Raw genomic sequence first — 13797 nt, forward strand, 5'->3', positions numbered from 1 at the left:
ATTCTTTATTTGAATTCATACCCAACCAAACCATAATGTACTCAATGTCCCGATTTTAATTCTAAATTAGAATTTCTCTTATCGTCTACTTGCACATGAATATGTGAAGTTGGCTTCCTTATAGGTGTTGCGCGCCCTTTTGCTCTAGGAGTAAATCTCTTTAACACGGGACCTGCATCTACGCGACAAGAAAGCACAACAACATCTTTAGCTTCATAACCACCATTTGCAACAGCTGAGGCTATTACTTTTCCTATCACCTTTGCTGTTTTATTTGGTGTAAATTCTAAACTAGCCAACGCTAACTCTGCATTCATACCCTGAATTTCCCTGGCGATCAAACGCGCCTTAATTGGAGAAAGCCTCGCATATCGTAACAACGCCTTACTCATGAATACCCCTTTAATTATTTACCAATTTTCTTTTGGACATTACCCTTATGTCCTTTAAATGTCCTTGTAGGAGCAAATTCTCCAAGCTTGTATCCTACGTGATTTTCAGTGATATAGACAGGAACGAATGCACGTCCATTATGTACATTAAAAGTTAATCCAATCATATCAGGAAGAATCGTACTTCTTCTTGACCATGTTTTAATGGGCTTACGATCCTTGGAATGCTTAATTTGCAAAACTTTCTTCAACAAAGACTGATCGATAAATGGACCTTTTTTAATAGATCTTGACATTAGAATCCCCTATCTTTTTCTTGAAATAATAAGTCTATCACTCGTTTTTTTCTTGCGAGTCTTAAAACCCTTAGCTGGAATACCCCAAGGTGAAACAGGATGACCACTTGAACCAGTTTTACCTTCCCCACCACCATGTGGATGATCTACCGGATTCATAGCACTTCCACGAGTTTGCGGTCTAATACCCCTATAACGATTTCTGCCGGCTTTACCAATCGAAATATTAATAAAATCCTCATTGCCTACTATTCCAATAGTAGCCATACATTCCTCTAAAACATAACGCATCTCACCACTAGGCATTCTTAAAATAACATACTTATCTTCGCGACCCATAATTTGAGCACTTGCACCAGCACTTCTAGCAATCTGACCACCAGCACCTGGATACATTTCAATATTATGAACCACTGTTCCTATAGGTATAGCCTTCAGTTTCATTGAAAAACCCGTTTTGATATCTAAGCTATCCTCAGCAGCCACAACAACATCACCAATCTTTAACCCCGATGGTTGCAAAATGTAACGCTTCTCACCGTCTGGATAATAAACAAGTGCAATACGGCAATTCCTATAAGGATCGTACTCTGTCGTCACTATCCTACCCCTAATACCAAACTTATTACGTTTGAAATCAATGATACGGTATAACTTTCTGGCACCACCTTGTTTGTGACGACTCGTAATTCGACCATTATTATTACGCCCGGAATGCACAGGAAGCCTAAGTAACAAACTTTTAACAGTAGGTTTTGTAGTAATATCTGCTGAGCTTAACCCGCTCATAAATCTCCTACTATGCGTATAAGGTTTATAAGTTTTAATTGCCATAATTTACAACTCCTCAATTGACTAAAAAAGTATCAAACTTCACACTTTCTGGAATCTTGATATAAAACTTTTTGTTATTTGTTCGCTTACCCTCTTTACCCCTAAATTTCTTTATCTTGCCAGGCTGTCTCAGGGAATTGATTTTTATAGGCAAAAAACCAAAATATTGAATAAAAAGTCTTTTAAGCTGATTTTTAGTCATATGATCTGCAGTCTGCACAACAATAATTCCAGCTTCTTGATAAGCGAGAGATTTCTCAGTGTACAGAATTGCCTTAATATCTGCTATATCCGCCATAATATACCCCCTTATTTATAAGCTACAAATTCTCATTTATGATTTGAAATTCTAAAAATGTCATTGAACGCAGATTTTTCGATCACAACACATGAATATGCAGTTATTAAGTAAGCATTAAGTTCACATAAATCAACAATACAACACTGATCGAGATTACGGTAAGCCAACAAGGTTTTTTCATCATTCACAAACCCAACAAGAAGTGCATTTTTTGCAGATAAGTTTTTAAATTTACCATATGCATCACGTGTTTTTCCACTTTCTACAGCAATAGAATCTACTACAAATAACTTACCAAGTTGAGCTTTTTGGATTAACGCGTATTCCAAAGCAAGACGTTTTTGTTTTTTATTAACCTTAACAATATAATTCCTCTTGCTTGGTCCATGTGCTACACCACCACCCACAAACACGGGGGACGTCATACTCCCTGCTCTAGCTCGTCCACCACCTTTTTGTGCCCAAGGTTTCTTACCTCCACCACTAACTTGACCACGATTTTTTGCATGCGCACTATTTACGCGTAATGAACAAAGATATGACTTCACATAAATATACAAATTATGTTCACTAACTCTAGCATAACCACTAGGTAGAAGCATCTCACTATCATCGCACTCAAAATTCTTATCCAAAACAATTGCTTTATTCATGTTTAAATTAACCTCAAAATATGATTTATCTCTACTTAATCTATAATCCTAATTATACCGAATGCCCCATTATAACCAGGAACAGAACCCTTCACAACTAAAATATTGCTGTCTCGATCAAAAGAAAAAATGCCATTTATGGCACTCACCTGGTCGTTACCATATTGTCCAGCCATCTTTTTGCCAGGCTGAACGCGACCTGGCCATTCACGATTACCAATAGAACCCACTCTCCTATGAAATCTACTTCCATGTGCAGCAGGACCGCCTTGAAAACCCCATCTCTTTACAGCCCCACTAAAACCACGACCTTTTGTATTAAAAATCGTTTTTACACGCTTTGCTTCTGCGAGAACATCCAACTTCACATCACCCACCACAGCATTACGAAATTGCAATGTGAGAAATTTATTAAACTCTTTACTTAGACCATACTTCTTTTGGATTCCCAAAATACTTTTATTTTGTATTTTTCCTTTTGGATAGGCCACAAATACCCTAGTATTATCATCAAGTATTTCGCATATCTTCATATTTATGACACGCAAAAGAGTGACTGCCTTGCTTGTTGCACCTACCGTACGACTCATACCTATTTTTTCAACAATAAATTCCATCATCTAAAAAATCCTTAAACATCTCTCTGTATATTATTTACTCATAGACGTAACTTCTACATCTATTTCAGGCGCTAAATCAAGCTTCATCAAGCTATCTACAGTATCAGGAGTAGCAGATATAATATCAATTATACGATGGTGAATTCTAATTTCAAATTGTTCCCGAGAATCCTTATTGACGTGAGGAGACCTAAGGACAGTATAACGACGCTTCCTGGTTGGCAAAGGTACAGGCCCTCTAATTTCACTCCCTGTACGCTTTACAGCTTCAACGATAGCACCTACAGAACGATCCAGAACTCTATGATCGTAAGCTTTCAATTTCAATCTTATCTTTTCCATATCCTCACTCAACACTCCCTTCTTAAAAAATTAAGCAACTACATAAGTTATGAATACCTTGAAACTATCAAAGCGTCATTTTGTTACTCTTTAGACGAACACTGTCAAAATCCTGAAAACCCACACGGACGCAACACTTCTTACTTCCTTCGCCACAAAATCTAGAAATACTGCCTCAGATCTCATGTTTGAAGAATTTTTGAAACTTTACACCAATCTCCTAAACACACCCTAGAGAATACTAAAAAACTCCAGGTTATGGTATATTAACTCGCAATAACGTATTTTCGAAACCCTGATGTTAACTTTAGAAAATTATATGTAAGCTACTCTTACCCGCTCATTATCCCACAAAAAAGCTAATTTACTAAATAAAAATTCCTCAGAGAGATAATAAAAAACACTACTCCCAAGTCTTAATTTAGAGTACCAAACAAAGAAAACTAAAACCGCTATTCTAATATAAAAACCTTAGTTTTTGCAATAACTTCATTATTCATGAAAATTCAAATATCTAAAGCTGTATACACTAGAAAATCTCTTAACGAAGACATAAAAAATATTTCACACTAAAATAATGTCTCCTTATTATAAAGAGGCTCAAACAAAAACATCAAAATCCTACTAGAAAACTTAATAAACTAATGTTATAATTTTGGGTAGCCATAACTTAGAGATTTAACGTCACAAAACCATAAACTTTAACGAAATATCATTTGAAACTTCAAAGATATGATTTATAAAATGCTTGAAAACATTTTGAGGGAAATCTATGCGAATATTGATTATAGAAGACAATCCTTCACTTAATAAACCTTTAAGTGAAGCGCTTAATATAAATGGTTATCAAACAGATATAGCAGAAAATTTAAAAGACGGTGAGTATTACATCAGCATTAGAAACTATGATTTGGTATTGAGCAAATGGTTATTAAGCGATGGTCTGGGACTTGATATAATAGCACGTATCAAAGAGAAGCATCCACGTACTCCCATAATTATTATTTCAGATGAGAGAAATTCTGAGTATGAACTTCAAACATTTAAAAATGGCGCTGATGATTTTGTGGCACAACCGATTGACATTAGGGTTTTAGTAGTTCGTATAGAAGCAAGATTAAGATTTTGGGGTTCTACAGCAATTGAAATAGATGAACTCACAATAAATCCTGATGAAGAAAAAATTACATACAAAGGACAGGAGATTGAGGTAAAAGGAAAACCATTTGAGGTATTAACACACTTGGCGCGTCATCGTGATCAAATTGTATCTAAAGAGCAACTTCTTGATGCGATATGGGAAGAACCTGAACTTGTAACACCTAATGTCATTGAGGTTGCTATTAATCAAATCCGTCAGAAAATGGATAAACCGTTAGGAATTGCTACTATAGAGACCGTCCGTAGGAGAGGGTATAGATTTTGTTACCCTAAGATTCCTGTTGAGAATTAGTCAATAATTCCTAGGAGATATGTCAAATCAAATAATCTTTTTTTAAGCTTAGTTTTTTAATAATTTTGCCCTGCCTCATTTCATAGACCTATGCAATAAGAGATGTCGCTAAAGCTTCAGGGTGGGAACATAGCAGAGCATCTTCATCTTTTATGTGCCGTAGTAATCTGTGAATGGGGTGTGTTATATTTTGTAATATTCAAAAATTATGAAGTCTGAAGTTGTATTGCTTCAGTTTTTCGATAACCCAAATTTTAATGCTTTCATCGGTATGAATACGTATGCTGGAAATAACTACAAATTTAGGATTCGGGTCAAAATGCATTAGATTCGTTGTGGGGTTTCTGTGTCTTTACTTACAATAGATGTGGTTTAAGAGAGATGTGGTTTAAGAGTGTTTAAAAAAATGTCTTAAAAATACTTCAAGGATAGTGGTTATGACTTTTACAGGTAAGAATGTTTTGATAACGGGTGCTAGCAAGAGTATAGGTGCAGAGATTGCTAGGGTATTAGCAAATTTCGGTTTGAAGGTATGGATAAATTATAGAAATAATCCTAATCTAGCAGATATGGTTCAACAAGAAATACAGTCTAAGAATGGGAAAGCCGCTACTATCAAATTTGATGCTAGCGATGAAAAAGCTTTCGTATACGCTATTAGAAATATAATCGAAAATGATGGTGGGCTTGATTATCTTGTCAATAACGCAGGAATTACCAATGATAAACTTGCAATCAGAATGACCACACAGGACTTTATAGATGTAATTAACAGCAATTTGCAATCTGCTTTTATTGGGTCTAGGGAAAGTCTGAAAGTAATGAGCAAACAGCGCTTTGGTGCTGTAGTCAATATTGCGTCGATAGTTGGAGAACGTGGAAATGCAGGCCAAACTAACTATGCAGCAAGTAAGGGCGGGATGATTGCAATGACAAAGAGTTTTGCTTATGAAGGTGCACCAAGAAATGTTCGTTTTAATTGTGTAACTCCGGGGTTTATCGCTACAGATATGACACAATCACTCAAAGATGACATCAAACAATCGTATATCAAAAGTATTCCGCTCGGACGGTTTGGTCAGGCGAATGAGGTAGCAAATGCAGTAGCATTTCTACTCAGCAATGAATCCAGCTATATAACAGGAGAAACAATCAGAGTTAATGGTGGGCTTTATATGTGATTCAATTAATCTATTTTAAGCTTATTTTTGTTATTTTTTTATATAATCGCGGGGTTTGTTTTATTCTATCCAATTTATAAGGGGAAAGTTCTATGGCACTATTTGATGAAGTAAAGTCTGTTATTGTTGAACAATTGAGTGTAAATAGTGAGGAGATAAAGTTAGAATCTAGTTTTGTTGAAGATCTCAATGCGGATTCTCTGGATGTGGTCGAAATGATTATGGCTTTAGAAGAGAAATTCGGTATTGAAATTCCGGATCAAGATGCAGAGAGCATGAAAACGGTTCAAGATGTGGTTGCTTATATAGAAAAGTGTACACAAAAATAGTTTTTTGTTTATTGTGTTGCTAATAAGGAGTTGTCCTTGGTAATTGATGATTATCGAAGGACTCTTTTTTAAGATTCAAGGAGAGTACGTGTATCGAGTAGTAGTAACGGGCATGGGAATGGTTAGTGCACTAGGACTAAACAAGGGAGATTCTTTTAAGGCTATAACAGAAGGAAAGTGTGGTATTAAAAGAATTTCTCTATTTGATGCCGGAAGTTTTCCTGTGAATATTGCAGCGGAAATAACGGATTTTAAGCCTGAAGAAGTAATGGAAGCAAAAGAGATCAAAAAAGCAGATCGCTTTATTCAGTTAGGACTTAAAGCTTCAAGAGAGGCAATGGAGGATTCTGGTTTATTGTGTGGCAATGGAAAAATAGATGAGGCTTTAGCTGATAACTTTGGTATAAGTAGTAGTGCTGGTATAGGTGGTCTTGGGAACATAGAGCGTAATTCTATCACTTGTTTTGAAAAGGGACCGCGCAGAATTAGTCCATTTTTTGTGCCATCAGCTCTTGTTAATATGCTAGGAGGGTTTACCTCAATTGAATTTGGGCTGAAAGGTCCGAATGTTGCAAGTGTAACAGCTTGTGCTGCTGGGACACATGCGATTATAGAAGCAGCTAAAACTATAATGATAGGAGAAGTTGATAAAATGCTTGTTGTAGCTTCAGAATCTACTATATGTCCTGTCGGGATTGGTGGTTTTGCTGCGATGAAAGCATTAAGCGATCGAAATGATGAGCCCCAGAAAGCTTCTCGCCCTTTTGATAGAGAAAGAAATGGTTTTGTAATGGGTGAAGGCGCTGGAGCACTAGTTTTGGAAGAGTATGAAAGTGCAAAGGCACGTGGAGCAAAAATTTATGCTGAGCTTGTTGGTTTTGGTGAAAGCGGTGATGCAAACCACATAACAACACCAGCGCCAGAAGGTGAAGGTGCATTTAGAGCCATGAGTGCTGCGCTAAAAATGGCAAATATAAGAATCGATTACATCAATGCTCATGGTACAAGTACTGCATACAACGACCTTTTTGAAACAATGGCATTAAAGAAGGTTTTTGGTAATAAAGAATCTGTTCCCCCTGTAAGCTCAACAAAAGGACAAATTGGACATTGTTTAGGTGCTGCTGGTGGCATAGAGGCTGTTATCTCAATTATGGCGATGGATAAGGGCATATTGCCGCCTACAATTAACCATGAATTTCCTGATCCAGAATGTGATTTGGATTATGTACCTAACACAGCTAGGGATGTTAAGATAAGTTCTGTAATGAGCAATTCTTTTGGATTTGGTGGCACTAATGGCGTTGTAATTTTTAAAAGACTATAGCTGCAACCGGATAATGGCCACTTACTTAAATTTCGAACAAAAAATTAAAAATATTCAGGACGACATAGAATCAGCAACGATCAGAGGCGATGCTCATGCACAGAAAATTTTACAAAAAGCCCTACATAAAGAAATCACTCAAGTCTATAAAAATATGAGTGATTACCAGAAACTTCAGCTTGCACGTCATCCAGATAGGCCTTATGCAATGGATTACATTGAGCTGATTGTGAAAAACAAGTATGAGATTTGTGGCGATAGACATTTTCGTGATGATAAAGCTATTGTGTGTTTTATAGGCAAAATCGGAGGACGACATGCAATCGTTATCGGTGAAGAAAAAGGTCGCGGTACAAAAAACAAGCTTATGCGTAATTTCGGAATGCCTCATCCAGAGGGATATCGTAAAGCTCTACGCATAGCAAAATTAGCAGAAAAATTCAACTTACCCCTGCTTATGCTCATAGATACTTCTGGTGCATATCCTGGAGTTGCCGCAGAGGAACGCGGTCAAAGTGAAGCGATTGCTAAGAATCTCCAAGAGTTTGCAGCGTTGAAAATCCCCACAATCTCAATCGTTATCGGCGAAGGTGGTAGCGGTGGCGCTCTGGCACTTGGTGTAGCAGATAAATTAGCAATGATGCAGTATTCAATCTTTAGTGTGATTTCACCAGAAGGCTGTGCTGCAATCTTATGGAATGATCCTAATAAACTAGAAACAGCAACAAAAGCTCTAAAAATTACTCCTAACGAGCTCAAAAAACTGAAACTTATAGATGACATTATCCAAGAACCAGATATTGGAGCACATCGCGATAAATATAGTGCTGCCAAAGCTATAGAACAGTATTTTTTGCAAGCATTAGATGAAATCGAACAAAATGAAACCTACGTCCAAACACGCTATGAAAGACTAATGCGTTATGGAGTTTTTGAGAATTAATATATAGTTATCTCTTCGAAAATTTCTTCTAATACAAACAAATGAAAGATCGGATTTTTTTGCAAAAACACGGTAAACAATTTGAATTCGATACTAAAGTAGCAAGTGTTTTTGATGATATGCTCGAGCGTTCTGTTCCATTCTATAAAGAAAACCTTAATTTATGCGTCGATTTTCTTACTCTTAATATCCCACCTCGAGCCATAGTATATGATGTTGGTTGCTCTACGGGAAATCTCCTTTTAGAGCTTTTTTCACGTTTGCCAGATTCTCATCTCATTGGTTTAGATACTTCTCATGCAATGCTTGAACGTGCTAGACTTAAAGCGGAAGCATACAATGCACATATTTTTTTTAAATTAGCTGATTGCCTCAAAGAAGAATTTTTGCAATCGCATGCTATCGTGAGCAATTACACCTTGCAATTCATCCGCCCTCCATTAAGAACAAATCTTCTCAAAAAACTTTACGCTTCACTAAAACCTAACAATGGAATCTTTATTATGAGTGAAAAAATGATTTGCAAGGATTCACTACTAAACCAACAAATGATTAGATACTACCATCAGTACAAAGAGCATAATGGCTATTCAAAAAGCGAAATCGCACATAAAAGAGAATCTTTAGAAAATGTGCTTGTGCCCTATAGTCTAGAGGAAAATATAAAATTATTAGAAGATTGTGGATTCACAAATATCGAAGTTCTTTTTAAATGGGTCAATTTTGGAACCCTTATAGCAAAAGCAAATTAAAGTTTTGGTATGCCATCAATAGGTGAAGAAGCGCTGGCATAAGGTTTTTTGAGCATTCTGCCGGCAAGAAAACTTGCTCTCCCAGCAATCACAGCATGTTTCATAGCCTGTGCCATAAGCAATGGATTGCTCGCGGTAGCTATGGCAGTATTACTGAGCACACCATCAGCACCAAGCTCCATGGCAATACTTGCATCTGAAGCGCATCCTATGCCTGCATCAACAATCACAGGAATATTTACTGCTTCTTTGATAAATATAATATTGTAGCGATTCTGTATCCCAAGCCCACTGCCAATAGGTGCAGCTAATGGCATCACAGCGCTTGCACCTGCGGATTCTAAAGTTTTAGCAATGATAGGATCATCGTTTGTATAAGCCAACACACTAAAACCTTCTTTGGCTAACACTTCACAAGCCTTGATTGTCTCAATTACATCTGGATAGAGTGTTTTTTGCGTGTCACCAATAATTTCAAGTTTGATAAAACCAATCCCCGTCGCCTCTTTGACTAAGCGAAAAAGTGTAATTGCTTCCTTTGCATTGGCACAACCAGCAGAGTTTGGTAAGAACGAAACATGTGTATCTTTGAAATAATCTAATAAATTCTCTTGCTTAGTATCTAAAATATTTACTCGTCTAACTGCAACGGTAATAACATCAGCTCCAGATTCAAGTGTAGCATCGCGTGTAGTAGCAAAATCCTTATATTTTCCACTACCTACAATAAGTCTTGAGCGCAAAACCTTAGACCCAATTTTGAGTTCAGAATCTTTAAAGGTGCTTACTCTATCCATGCTCATTCCCTTAGCTATATTGTGTCTAATTTTGCAAGATTTGCAATGATTTTTTGTGGTGTGAGCGCATAAGAACAGGATTCTAAGTCCCCAGCTAACGCATGTGCTATACTCGCTGTAATTGCAGCATTTAATCCGTCATAACCTTGAGCAAGGAGTGCGCCAATCATCCCAGAAAGTACATCACCACTTCCACCTTTTGCTAAAGCTACAGAACCAAATGTATTTAAAAAGATTTTTTGATTCCTAGCAATTATGCTATTAGCACCCTTGAGCAATAAGGTGACATTTGGATAACGCGCACTAAACTCCAAAACAAGCGGTACTTTGCTATCTAACCTAACATTTTTAAAACCACAACCCTCAAGTAACGCTACAAATTCCTTTGGGTGTGGAGTAAGTACGATCTGAGAATCTAATAACTTTTTATGCTCCAACACATCATATATCTCTTCGCAGCATAAAGCATCTGCATCAATCACACAAGGTTCATTTCGCTGTTTGATTTCAGCAAGCACTTCAGTACTAGATTCTCCTAATCCCATACCCAAAGCAAACGCACTGACATTTTGAGGGATTGTATCTGTCCGGATAATCTCTAAAGGCAGATGACTATTATCCAACATTCCCTTATCAATCACACTTACCAAACCCGTGCCAAAAGTGAATCCAGCACATGCACTCAAAATACCAGCGCCACTTTTTGATCCCACAAAGACACATAAATGCCCAAATGTCCCCTTATGTGCATTTTGGGATAACCTTTTAGGTAGTCTCATATCACTTTTTTCTAACAATTTAAGATTTGAAGTCAGTTCATAATTTTCCCTTGAAACGCCAAGCTCTGCCGTATGAATCTCCCCTACAAAATCCTTTGCCTTATCATCAAAAAGCACCATTTTCAAAGCACCCATACACATTGTGTGATGTGCTTTGAATATAACAGAATCATTTGCAAGCAATCCACTAGGTATATCACATGCAATGTTTAAGTGCGCAATATTATTGCTCTGTTTTATGATGTCATTTAGCTCTTCTTCCATCTTACCTTTGAATCCACTTCCAAAGAGACAATCCACCACAACATCACAAGGTAAAAGCTTTGATACAAATTTAATACTCTCGACCAAATGTGCTTTCTCACACATTTCTATGCATAATGGGCTCTTGGGTTCTTTTGCTTGGTAGATTCTCACCTTATATGTACCGCTCAATTTTCTGGCAAGAGCATAGCCATCAGCTCCATTATCTCCGCTTCCACAAAGAATTGTTACAACGCTATTTGTATGTGTTTTTTGTCTGATAAGTAAAAGCAGTGCATTTGCAGCATTTTCTACCAGAATCTGTTGTGTAAGCCCAAACTTACTGCACAATCTCTTATCGAGTGCATTTGTGCTTTCATATACATTTTGCATAACCCTATGCTCTCCTTATACACCACACCTAGCTGCAATCGCTGCGGCAACAGCTGTGACTAAATCATCATCATCCTTACTATTGTCTGGGATGAGCGATGAAAGCTTTGTTTCGAAAAAAGAGGTATCAAAATCCCCTCGTCTAAAGTCTTTGTCATGGCAAATATTTTTCAGAAATGGAATTGTAGTTTTAACACCGCGAATTGTAAACTCTTGTAATGCTCTATCGAGCTTATTAACCACTAAGTCATAGCTAGATGCACGAACAATAAGCTTTGCAATCATAGAATCATAAAATGGAGGTATCACATAATCCTTATAGATACAGCTGTCCACACGCACAAAAGGACCAAGTGCTGGGTAATATGCTGTGATTTTGCCTGGACTTGGGACAAAGTCATTATGTACATCTTCGGCATTTATGCGGGCTTCAATTGCATAACCCTGCGGGCAAATATCATTTTGATCGAGTTCTAAAATCTCACCACCTGCTACCCGAATCTGCCTTACAATTAGGTCAAGTCCTGTAATCTCTTCAGTAACACCATGTTCAACCTGTATGCGAGTATTCATCTCCATAAAGTAAAAATGATTAAAATCATCAAGCAAAAATTCTATAGTGCCTGCATTTGTATAATTGACTGCTTTAGCTGCAGCCACGGCCGTAGCCCCCATTCTACGACGCAAATCATCACTTATAATAGGACTTGGTGCAATTTCGATGAGCTTTTGATGCCGACGTTGTATAGAACAATCGCGCTCCAAGAGATGGATTACATTGCCATAATTATCTGCAAGAATCTGAAATTCTATATGACGTGGATTGATGATGTATTTCTCCATAAAAACATCATCATTTTTAAAGAATGCCATAGCTTCACGCTTACATGCATTAAAACTCTCCTCTAAATCACCCTCTTTCTCGACTACGCGTATGCCTCGACCTCCACCACCAGCACTCGCTTTCAAAATCACAGGGTAACCAATCTTTGTGGCAATCTTAGATATTTCTTCTTTGGTAAGCTTATTGAGTCGCTCGGTTCCCGGTACTACAGGGATTCCATGTTTTTGCATAAGTGAACGTGCCTGATTTTTGTCGCCCATCTGTGCTATGGTCTCAGCACTTGGTCCTATCCAAACAATACCTGCCTCCCGCACTTTTCTAGCAAAAATAGCATTCTCACTCAAAAATCCATATCCTGGATGGATGGCATCTGCACCGAGCTTAAGCGCAGCTTCCACTATTAAGTCCGCATCTAAATACCCGCGCAAAGGATCGTCGCTGATTTCATAGGATTCATCTGCCATTTTGACATGCATAGAATCTCTATCTGCACGAGAATAGATCGCTACACTTTGGATATGTAAATCCCTACAGGCACGAATAATACGCACTGCAATCTCACCTCTATTGGCAATGAGAATCTTTGTAAGCATAAAATATCCCTTAAAAATAAAATTTATATATTAAGATCAGGTATCACAAAGCGATAAAAAACGTTTTACTCCGTTTTCAAATCTTCCTAACTTGCAAAATTAAAGAATGCGTTCTTTATAAAAAATCAAGTTGCTTAAGAAGACACTATTCTACTATATAAAGATTTAAAGACACAGCAAAACAAAGAAAGGGTAAGCTGTTCTACGAAGAATACGATTCAATGTAATCAACCTCTACGCTAAGTCATTATCTGCAGACTTAAAATACTCTTTTTATACATCTTTGATCTTTGATGTGGTCAATCAGCATTGACATGGGCAATATGCCAAAACACAATTTCAAAATTTCAAAACCCATCAGTGATGGTTCTTTGCAATTTGATATTGATGTATTTTCTAGTGCCATCATCCCCTCACTGAAAAATGAGGCATATGCTACACCCAATACAAGTTCTCAATTCACTCATACAATCAAATCTATTCGCCACAGCAGCACACTTGATACATTCTACCAACAAGCATTTGGCCAACTTGATTCTCTTGATATGTCTCTTAGTGCTTATACCAAAGCGGTAGATGAAATCCAAGGTGGTGGACATCTCTTAGCAAGCAGTGAAATACTAAATACCCAAAAACGTATGCTCAATGAATTCTCTATACTCCCTATGAACAATGCCCTTACACCAATTACAAGTATTACAACAGGATTGACTACTGCACTCAAT

At 37.3% G+C, this 13797-nt stretch carries 17 protein-coding genes; 7 read left to right on the top strand and 10 right to left on the bottom strand.

What is annotated here, in order from left to right; translation table 11 throughout:
- Positions 1-41: 41 nt before the first annotated feature.
- The 7 genes from rplV to rpsJ are packed head-to-tail and all read right to left on the bottom strand — an operon-like array spanning position 42 to position 3438.
- Positions 42-392, bottom strand: a complete 351-nt coding sequence (gene rplV, locus CCY97_RS06160) for a 50S ribosomal protein L22 (RefSeq protein WP_112064608.1) — start codon at positions 390-392, stop codon at positions 42-44.
- 14 nt (positions 393-406) lie between these two features.
- Positions 407-688, bottom strand: coding sequence for a 30S ribosomal protein S19 (rpsS, locus tag CCY97_RS06165; protein ID WP_112064609.1), 282 nt, complete (start codon positions 686-688; stop codon positions 407-409).
- 9 nt (positions 689-697) lie between these two features.
- Positions 698-1522 carry a 50S ribosomal protein L2 gene (gene rplB / locus CCY97_RS06170; protein ID WP_112064610.1) on the bottom strand — a complete coding sequence of 275 codons (825 nt, stop codon included), beginning with the start codon at positions 1520-1522 and terminating at the stop codon, positions 698-700.
- A gap of 13 nt (positions 1523-1535) precedes the next feature.
- Positions 1536-1820 carry a 50S ribosomal protein L23 gene (locus CCY97_RS06175; protein ID WP_112064611.1) on the bottom strand — a complete coding sequence of 95 codons (285 nt, stop codon included), beginning with the start codon at positions 1818-1820 and terminating at the stop codon, positions 1536-1538.
- A 32-nt stretch (positions 1821-1852) separates the two neighbouring features.
- Positions 1853-2476 (bottom strand): 50S ribosomal protein L4, encoded by a 624-nt coding sequence (rplD, locus tag CCY97_RS06180; protein WP_112064612.1) that lies wholly within the window; start codon positions 2474-2476, stop codon positions 1853-1855.
- Positions 2477-2511: 35 nt separating this feature from the next.
- Positions 2512-3093 carry a 50S ribosomal protein L3 gene (gene rplC / locus CCY97_RS06185; protein ID WP_112064622.1) on the bottom strand — a complete coding sequence of 194 codons (582 nt, stop codon included), beginning with the start codon at positions 3091-3093 and terminating at the stop codon, positions 2512-2514.
- 33 nt (positions 3094-3126) lie between these two features.
- The gene (rpsJ, locus tag CCY97_RS06190) at positions 3127-3438 is read right to left on the bottom strand and encodes a 30S ribosomal protein S10 (RefSeq protein ID WP_112064623.1); all 312 of its coding nucleotides are present in this window, start codon (positions 3436-3438) and stop codon (positions 3127-3129) included.
- Between the two features lie 772 nt (positions 3439-4210).
- On the opposite strand from rpsJ, the gene hsrA reads away from it, so the two are divergent.
- The 6 genes from hsrA to cmoA all read left to right on the top strand — a co-directional run bounded on the left by hsrA (position 4211) and on the right by cmoA (position 9423).
- Positions 4211-4891 (top strand): homeostatic response regulator transcription factor HsrA, encoded by a 681-nt coding sequence (gene hsrA, locus CCY97_RS06195; RefSeq protein WP_112064613.1) that lies wholly within the window; start codon positions 4211-4213, stop codon positions 4889-4891.
- Between the two features lie 437 nt (positions 4892-5328).
- Positions 5329-6072: a 3-oxoacyl-ACP reductase FabG gene (fabG, locus tag CCY97_RS06200; RefSeq protein ID WP_112064614.1), complete on the top strand. Its 744-nt coding sequence runs from the start codon at positions 5329-5331 to the stop codon at positions 6070-6072.
- Positions 6073-6164: 92 nt separating this feature from the next.
- Positions 6165-6401: an acyl carrier protein gene (gene acpP / locus CCY97_RS06205; protein ID WP_112064615.1), complete on the top strand. Its 237-nt coding sequence runs from the start codon at positions 6165-6167 to the stop codon at positions 6399-6401.
- A gap of 88 nt (positions 6402-6489) precedes the next feature.
- Positions 6490-7728 carry a beta-ketoacyl-ACP synthase II gene (locus tag CCY97_RS06210; RefSeq protein WP_112064624.1) on the top strand — a complete coding sequence of 413 codons (1239 nt, stop codon included), beginning with the start codon at positions 6490-6492 and terminating at the stop codon, positions 7726-7728.
- A 13-nt stretch (positions 7729-7741) separates the two neighbouring features.
- A complete protein-coding gene (gene accA / locus CCY97_RS06215) occupies positions 7742-8671 on the top strand; it encodes an acetyl-CoA carboxylase carboxyl transferase subunit alpha (protein ID WP_112064616.1) in 930 nt (309 codons plus the stop codon).
- A gap of 41 nt (positions 8672-8712) precedes the next feature.
- Positions 8713-9423: a carboxy-S-adenosyl-L-methionine synthase CmoA gene (gene cmoA, locus CCY97_RS06220; protein ID WP_112064617.1), complete on the top strand. Its 711-nt coding sequence runs from the start codon at positions 8713-8715 to the stop codon at positions 9421-9423.
- Here the strand turns inward: cmoA and CCY97_RS06225 are convergent.
- The 3 genes from CCY97_RS06225 to CCY97_RS06235 are packed head-to-tail and all read right to left on the bottom strand — an operon-like array spanning position 9420 to position 13072.
- A complete protein-coding gene (locus CCY97_RS06225; protein ID WP_112064618.1) occupies positions 9420-10220 on the bottom strand; it encodes a thiazole synthase in 801 nt (266 codons plus the stop codon). The two genes, cmoA and CCY97_RS06225, sit on opposite strands and share 4 nt — an antisense overlap.
- Before the next feature lie 14 nt (positions 10221-10234).
- Complete coding sequence (locus CCY97_RS06230; protein ID WP_112064619.1) at positions 10235-11635, bottom strand: NAD(P)H-hydrate dehydratase; 1401 nt, start codon at positions 11633-11635, stop codon at positions 10235-10237.
- A 15-nt stretch (positions 11636-11650) separates the two neighbouring features.
- A complete protein-coding gene (locus CCY97_RS06235; RefSeq protein ID WP_112064620.1) occupies positions 11651-13072 on the bottom strand; it encodes an acetyl-CoA carboxylase subunit A in 1422 nt (473 codons plus the stop codon).
- Positions 13073-13365: 293 nt separating this feature from the next.
- Here CCY97_RS06235 and CCY97_RS06240 point away from each other — a divergent pair.
- A partial coding sequence (locus CCY97_RS06240) for a hypothetical protein (RefSeq protein ID WP_146744513.1) occupies positions 13366-13797 on the top strand: 432 nt, incomplete at its 3' end.

The sequence above is a fragment of the Helicobacter sp. 10-6591 genome (assembly GCF_003288805.1).
In the GTDB taxonomy this organism is placed as follows: domain Bacteria; phylum Campylobacterota; class Campylobacteria; order Campylobacterales; family Helicobacteraceae; genus Helicobacter_F.